Raw genomic sequence first — 5,883 nt, 5'->3', positions numbered from 1 at the left:
CGTATTGCTAAAAAGAATGGTCATGTTGTTGTGATTGGTCATCCCCACCCAGAAACCGTCGATTTCTTGAAAACTCATTACCCTCACTTGAAAAAGAAGGTTTAACCCTTACCTCAGTAACCGACTATTTTTCACATGCGCCGAAAGTGGCCAAGCAGTTTGGTAAAGAGCGCGATCAAACCGCTTCGCTCAATAACGCCGATGTGAAGGATAGCAAGGTAAGCATGACCGAAGAAAATGCCTTACACAGCAGTGGGCTAATGCACAGCTCCGCAGAAAAAGGCATTGCTGAGCGTTTGGAAACAGCGCCAAACGAATAGCTTTTTTGCCCCATTTTATACGTAGTTAGTTCATTTTCATCTCGTTAAGATCAAAATTTAATGTGGGAACGTTTCTCATTTCTGTGAGTCTGTTATAATATAACGTCTCTGGCGAATAGTTCGCGAACTCATTTTTTCACGGTGGTAATTAGGGTAATGACTCCAATTGACGAGAATCCAACAAAACTAGACAAACTTGGCATCTGGGTGTCGAGCTTGTGTGCGTTGCATTGCCTCGCGCTACCTGTTTTGGTGCCTCTGCTGCCGCTGATCGGTTCTAGCTTTTTTGCACAAGTGTGGTTTGAGAGAACGATATTAACCTTTTCGTTAATTGTAGGTGCAGTCGCCTTGGTTAGCGGTGCAATTCGCTATCATGGCAAATACTACCCGCTTGCATTGCTGTTTACGGGTGGCGCTATTTATTGGCACAAAGATATTTTTGGGCATCACTACGAACCCTTTACCATCGCGATAGGTGCAGCGCTAATTGTAGCCGGCCACTGGGTGAATATGCGATTGTGTAGACAATGTAAGTGCTGCAAGAATACGGTGTTTTCAGACCACCTTTCAACTGAATTTAAGTAGTCAACTAAGCTGCAATTCAAGTAAAGCATTCCAAAAAAAACGAGCCAATGGCTCGTTTTTTTTATAGTGTGAGTCTGTATCAGATACGCGTTCTACAGACTTTTCGCATTGAAAAAGTAGGGGTTAATGCGACAACACACTAAGCGCTACATCGGGCACGTTAGTGAATATGCCCGTCACTCCCCACTCGTTAAGCATAAGCATGTCTCTCGGCTCATCTACGGTATAAACGAATACGTCAAATCCGTCTTGCTGCGCCGTTTGCACAAACTGCTTATCAACGGCGTCTAATGCAATGTTTACGGAATAAGCGTTCAGAGTCCGGGCGCTCGCCGTACAGTCAAGCTCGTAGCTTGCAGATAAGGCGCCGATCTTCACTTCGGGCCACTTAAGCGCAATAGCTTGAAGCCAGTGATGGTTAAATGAAGAGATAAGTAGCTTTTCAGCATTAATGCCGCTTTGCTGTACCGCCGCTTTAACGTCTTTAATCCAGCTGTCTACGTCGCGTAAGTGTTTTATCTCAATATTGCACCACTTGTCTTTTGGAACACAATTCAGTGTTTCGGTCAGGGTCGGTATGCGCTCTCCATCCCCAATGTCCATTTCTGTAAGGGATTGCCACGGTACGTCAAGTAAATAGCCGGATTCCCGTGCTCTGCGCGTAAGTGTTCTATCGTGAAAAACAATAATGCCGCTTTCGTGCTGATAGGTATCAAACTCAATGCCATCGGCACGTTGTTCGAAAGCCAGTTTAAATGCCTTTACTGTGTTTTCTGGGGCGGCTTTACTGGCACCTCGGTGAGCAAAAATGAGCATAGACATTTCTTCCTTAAAGATCACAACACGGCTTAATCATCTTTTGCATTATGCAACTTATGCGTGTTGAGCGTTTCATAAACTGACGCTGAGGTAATAAGAATTCCACCTAACAACGCACTTAAACCAGGCTTTTCGTTAAGCAAAATAATAGCAAGGAAAACGCCATAAAGAGGCTGCATGCAGGCTATAAGCGAAAACGTTTTTGCCCTAAGGTGACGTAGGCTCGCAGCAATAAGTGCATGAGGAAGCGCAGTAAATACGGTACCTAAAAGCAATAGCATTAGCCAAGAACTGGTAGACGCTGAGGTTATTGCTGCACTGCCTACCGGCAACATTAGAATGCTGATAACCAAGGTCTGCCACGCCATGGCTTGCGCACCGCTGTAGTGCTTAAAGTGCTTACGATGAATAAGGTTTCTAAACGAATACAAGATGGCGGAGGCAATACCGATGAGAACACCAAGGGTAATGTCATTTTCCAGTGATGTCTCTGGCACTATTAAATAAACGCCAACGACCACCGTAACGGTAGATACGATATCCTGCCAGACCAGCCTTACCCGCTCAAAAAAAGGCTCGATAAGTACCGTGATTACAGGAAAGGTAAAAAGGGCAATCATGCCAACAGACACCCCAGCATATTGCATGGCGGCAAAATAGGTGACCCAGTGCAGTGCCATAAGCACGCCTAAACCGAGGGCAACGCCGTAGTCTTTTTTTGAATTCAGCTTTATTTTGTTCTTCGCCAATTTCAAAAAGGCAAACAACGCTATGCAGGCAAATACTGAACGAACAAGAGTGATATCACTGGCGCTAAGTGGTACAAGCCGAGAGAAAAGGGCTGTACCACCAAGTAAAATTACCGTGAAATGAAGTGAGATCAGGCTTTTTTTAACAGCATCCATAAATTAGCTGTCAGCGCCCTCTGACGAAGCCTCGCTCTTTTCGTCACTGGCTGTTTCATCGCTAACGTGCGTATCTTTAGCCGTAGCCTGTGCGGTTGATTTAAGCGCCATAGGCTCACCAAGGCGTGTGACCATACCAGGGGCGAGGTCTTCAAAATCAATCATGTCTTTTTCGAAACACACCACAATGGTCGAACCTAGCTTGAAGCGGCCTAGCTCCGCACCTTTTTCAAGGAAAACTGCTGCTTCACTGTCTTTTTCATATGACCAGTGCTGAACATTTTTACCCGCAGGTGGCGTAACCGTGCCAGCCCAAACTGTCTCAATACTTGCCACTATGGTAGCGCCTACAAGCACCATTGCCATTTTGCCCACAGGCGTGTCGAATAGCGCGACAACACGTTCGTTACGTGCAAACAGACCTGGAATATTTTGTGCTGTAAGAGGATTTACCGAAAAAAGTTCGCCCGGCACGTACAGCATATCAGTAAGCGTGCCCTCAACAGGCATGTGAATTCTGTGATAATCACGAGGGGCAAGGTAAATGGTAGCAAACTTACCATTTTTAAATGGCGCAGCTACATCAGGCTTGCCACCTAATAATGTAGTTAGGCTAAAGTCATGGCCTTTCGCCTGAAAAATACTGTCGCTATGGATATCGCCAAACTGACTTACCGTACCGTCAACAGCATGGATAAGTACGTCATCGTTTTCGTCAATGGTGCGGGCTTCAGGTTTAAGCGGGCGGGTGAAGAACTTATTAAAGCTTCTATAATGCTCTGGTTCCTCATGCAGCGCTTCTGACATATCAACGTTGTATTGCTTAATAAACGCCTTGATGAAAAATGTCGTAACGCTACCCATTTCTGCTTCTGCAAGTTTGCCTACAAGGCGTGAAAGCAGGTGCTTTGGTGTAACGTATTGTAAATTAACTTTAAGCCAATCTAACACAAAATATCTCCGTTTCTTTTATGCAAGCAATAACGCATTGCATAGATAGCGTTATTGTATCGTAAGTCGTGGTATTAAGAGCAACTTTAGGGTTATGAGTGCTTACACAAAAGCATAAGCACGTGGTTCACACCAAAAGAATAAATCGCCGACTAAGAGACAGCTATTACACGTAAGCAGTGCGTGTACTTCTTCGGTCGCTCCAACGAGTTTAGCGCTCCAGTGAGGTTGAAACCTAGTGGCAGTTGTTATGCCCCGGGAGGCTGGCTGTGACTAGGGCGCTGCTCTTCCATGGTGGTTAATATTCTATGGTAGCTGTCGAAGCGTTCTGCGCTAATTTTTCCTTCTTCTACAGCTTCTCTTAGTAAGCACCCCGGATCATTTAAGTGCTTGCAGTCTCTGAATTTGCAGCCGCCCAAATAATCTCTGAACTCAATAAAGCCCCATGTAATACGTTCGGTAGGAATGTGCCACAAGCCAAATTCACGTACTCCTGGGGAATCAATCAAATCACCGCCGGCTGGCAAGTGAAGCAATTTGGCCGCCGTCGTTGTATGTTGACCTAGTCCCGAGTTATCTGAAATATCGCCGGTTAATTCATCGGCGTCTGGCAGAACTTGGTTTATAAGGCTCGATTTACCTACGCCGGACTGCCCTACGAAAACGCTGATGTTATCGTTAAGGTATTCATTGAGTTTGCTAATGCCTTCACCGGTTTTGCAACTGGTGAAAAGCACTTCGTAGCCTAAGTTTTCGTACGTCTTAAGCTGCTCTGTAACGGTTGTGCGTTCCTCTTCACTGAGCAATTCTACTTTATTAAGGACAATCAGCGGCGTGATGCCTATGTCTTCACAGGCAACGAGATAACGGTCGATAATATTCAGTGAAAGGGTAGGTAATATGGCGCTAACCACAATAATACGGTCGATATTCGCGGCGATGGGCTTAATACCGTCGTAATAATCTGGGCGAGTCAGGACGGAGTGCCTGTCTTTTACAATTTCAATAACCCCACTTACACCTGACTCAGCGTCATCCCCTTTACTGAAAAACACCTTGTCACCACACACTACTGAGTCTACTGTGCGGCGAATGTGGCAGCGAGATACTGCGCCGTTTGCGTCTTCAACGTCGGCGTGTTTACCAAAGCGACCAATCACAGTACCGCTTTCTAGCGTGCTTTCATCAAGGTTCGCCGCGCCCTTTGACGCGTGCTTTTCACGCAAGCGCTTGCTTCTATTTGCTGCAACTTGTCGTTTCTGTCGTTGTGTAAGTTTTGGTTTTTTCGCCACGATTCTTTTCTAGTTTCACGTATACTATGTCAATAATACCGTTTGTAGGGCATGGTTGCCATGTCTGTAGCGCAAAGAGGAAAGTAATGAGTAAACACGACAGTAACCTTGTTTGGATAGACATGGAAATGACAGGGTTAGATCCTGAAACCTGTGTAGTAATGGAAATAGCGACCATTGTTACCGACGCACAGCTGAATATTTTGGCGGAAGGCCCTGTAATAGCGGTACATCAAAGTGATGACGTGTTAAACAATATGGACGAGTGGTGTACACGAGTTCACGGTGAAAGTGGATTAACTGCACGTTGCCGAGAAAGTAAAATAAGCGTTGAAGAAGCATCAGCGCAAACTATTGCCTTTTTAGAGCAATGGGTAGATGCAGGCAAGTCACCGCTATGTGGAAACACCATAGGACAGGACAGACGCTTCATGGTTAAGTACATGCCCGAGCTTGAAGCTTACTTCCACTATAGAAATATTGATGTAAGTACAATAAAAGAACTAACGCGCCGTTGGAAGCCTGAAATTTTAGACGGTTTCGAAAAGAAAGGCGTACACCTAGCGCTTGATGATATTCGCGAGTCTATTGAAGAAATGCGCTATTATCGTGAGAAAGTGTTTACGATTTAGGCATTCAAACATTGAGGTGCAAAAAAAGTAGAATTAAAGGTTGCGTTACCCCAAAATTTTTGTAAAATGCGCACCACTTCAAACGAAGTACCTCTTTTGTTGCGGGAATAGCTCAGTTGGTAGAGCACGACCTTGCCAAGGTCGGGGTCGCGAGTTCGAATCTCGTTTCCCGCTCCAAATTTTAAAAGCTGATAGTAAACTTTACTTTCAGTGGGCGTGAAAAGCGCGACCCCTAGTGGGCCCGCGACCGAGTGTCGGCCAGTTGGCAAATCTCGTTTCCCGCTCCAAATTCACTTGCCATAGGTAAGTACCTATAAGATGCACAGCATCGACTCTATGCGGGAATAGCTCAGTTGGTAGAGCACGACCTTGCCAAGGT

The 5,883-nt window shown here is 45.5% G+C and carries 8 protein-coding genes and 1 tRNA gene; 5 read left to right on the top strand and 4 right to left on the bottom strand.

Annotated elements, in window-relative coordinates; genetic code table 11:
• The first annotated feature begins 30 nt into the window (after positions 1-30).
• The 3 genes from QVA83_RS22460 to QVA83_RS14455 all read left to right on the top strand — a co-directional run bounded on the left by QVA83_RS22460 (position 31) and on the right by QVA83_RS14455 (position 905).
• Entirely contained in the window at positions 31-105 is a 75-nt protein-coding gene (locus tag QVA83_RS22460) for a hypothetical protein (RefSeq protein ID WP_353844111.1), read from the top strand.
• A gap of 41 nt (positions 106-146) precedes the next feature.
• Entirely contained in the window at positions 147-320 is a 174-nt protein-coding gene (locus QVA83_RS14460) for a hypothetical protein (protein WP_287498624.1), read from the top strand.
• Positions 321-476: 156 nt separating this feature from the next.
• A complete protein-coding gene (locus QVA83_RS14455; RefSeq protein ID WP_014948073.1) occupies positions 477-905 on the top strand; it encodes a MerC domain-containing protein in 429 nt (142 codons plus the stop codon).
• 123 nt (positions 906-1,028) lie between these two features.
• Here QVA83_RS14455 and QVA83_RS14450 read toward each other — a convergent pair whose 3' ends face one another.
• The 4 genes from QVA83_RS14450 to rsgA all read right to left on the bottom strand — a co-directional run bounded on the left by QVA83_RS14450 (position 1,029) and on the right by rsgA (position 4,872).
• Complete coding sequence (locus tag QVA83_RS14450) at positions 1,029-1,721, bottom strand: glycerophosphodiester phosphodiesterase (RefSeq protein ID WP_061439267.1); 693 nt, start codon at positions 1,719-1,721, stop codon at positions 1,029-1,031.
• Between the two features lie 32 nt (positions 1,722-1,753).
• Entirely contained in the window at positions 1,754-2,629 is an 876-nt protein-coding gene (locus QVA83_RS14445; RefSeq protein WP_014948075.1) for a DMT family transporter, read from the bottom strand.
• A 3-nt stretch (positions 2,630-2,632) separates the two neighbouring features.
• Entirely contained in the window at positions 2,633-3,580 is a 948-nt protein-coding gene (asd, locus tag QVA83_RS14440) for an archaetidylserine decarboxylase (protein ID WP_039231034.1), read from the bottom strand.
• 248 nt (positions 3,581-3,828) lie between these two features.
• Positions 3,829-4,872, bottom strand: a complete 1,044-nt coding sequence (gene rsgA, locus QVA83_RS14435) for a small ribosomal subunit biogenesis GTPase RsgA (RefSeq protein WP_014975509.1) — start codon at positions 4,870-4,872, stop codon at positions 3,829-3,831.
• Between the two features lie 86 nt (positions 4,873-4,958).
• On the opposite strand from rsgA, the gene orn reads away from it, so the two are divergent.
• The gene (orn, locus tag QVA83_RS14430) at positions 4,959-5,504 is read left to right on the top strand and encodes an oligoribonuclease (RefSeq protein WP_014948078.1); all 546 of its coding nucleotides are present in this window, start codon (positions 4,959-4,961) and stop codon (positions 5,502-5,504) included.
• 101 nt (positions 5,505-5,605) lie between these two features.
• Positions 5,606-5,681: transfer RNA gene (locus tag QVA83_RS14425), tRNA-Gly, on the top strand.
• Positions 5,682-5,883 lie beyond the last annotated feature (202 nt).

Origin of the sequence: Alteromonas sp. AO-Serp (assembly GCF_017849675.1) — a bacterium.
GTDB classification, from domain to species: domain Bacteria; phylum Pseudomonadota; class Gammaproteobacteria; order Enterobacterales; family Alteromonadaceae; genus Alteromonas; species Alteromonas macleodii.
The sequence above is the reverse complement of the archived record's forward strand: the minus strand, read 5'-3'. Positions and strand labels throughout refer to the sequence as shown.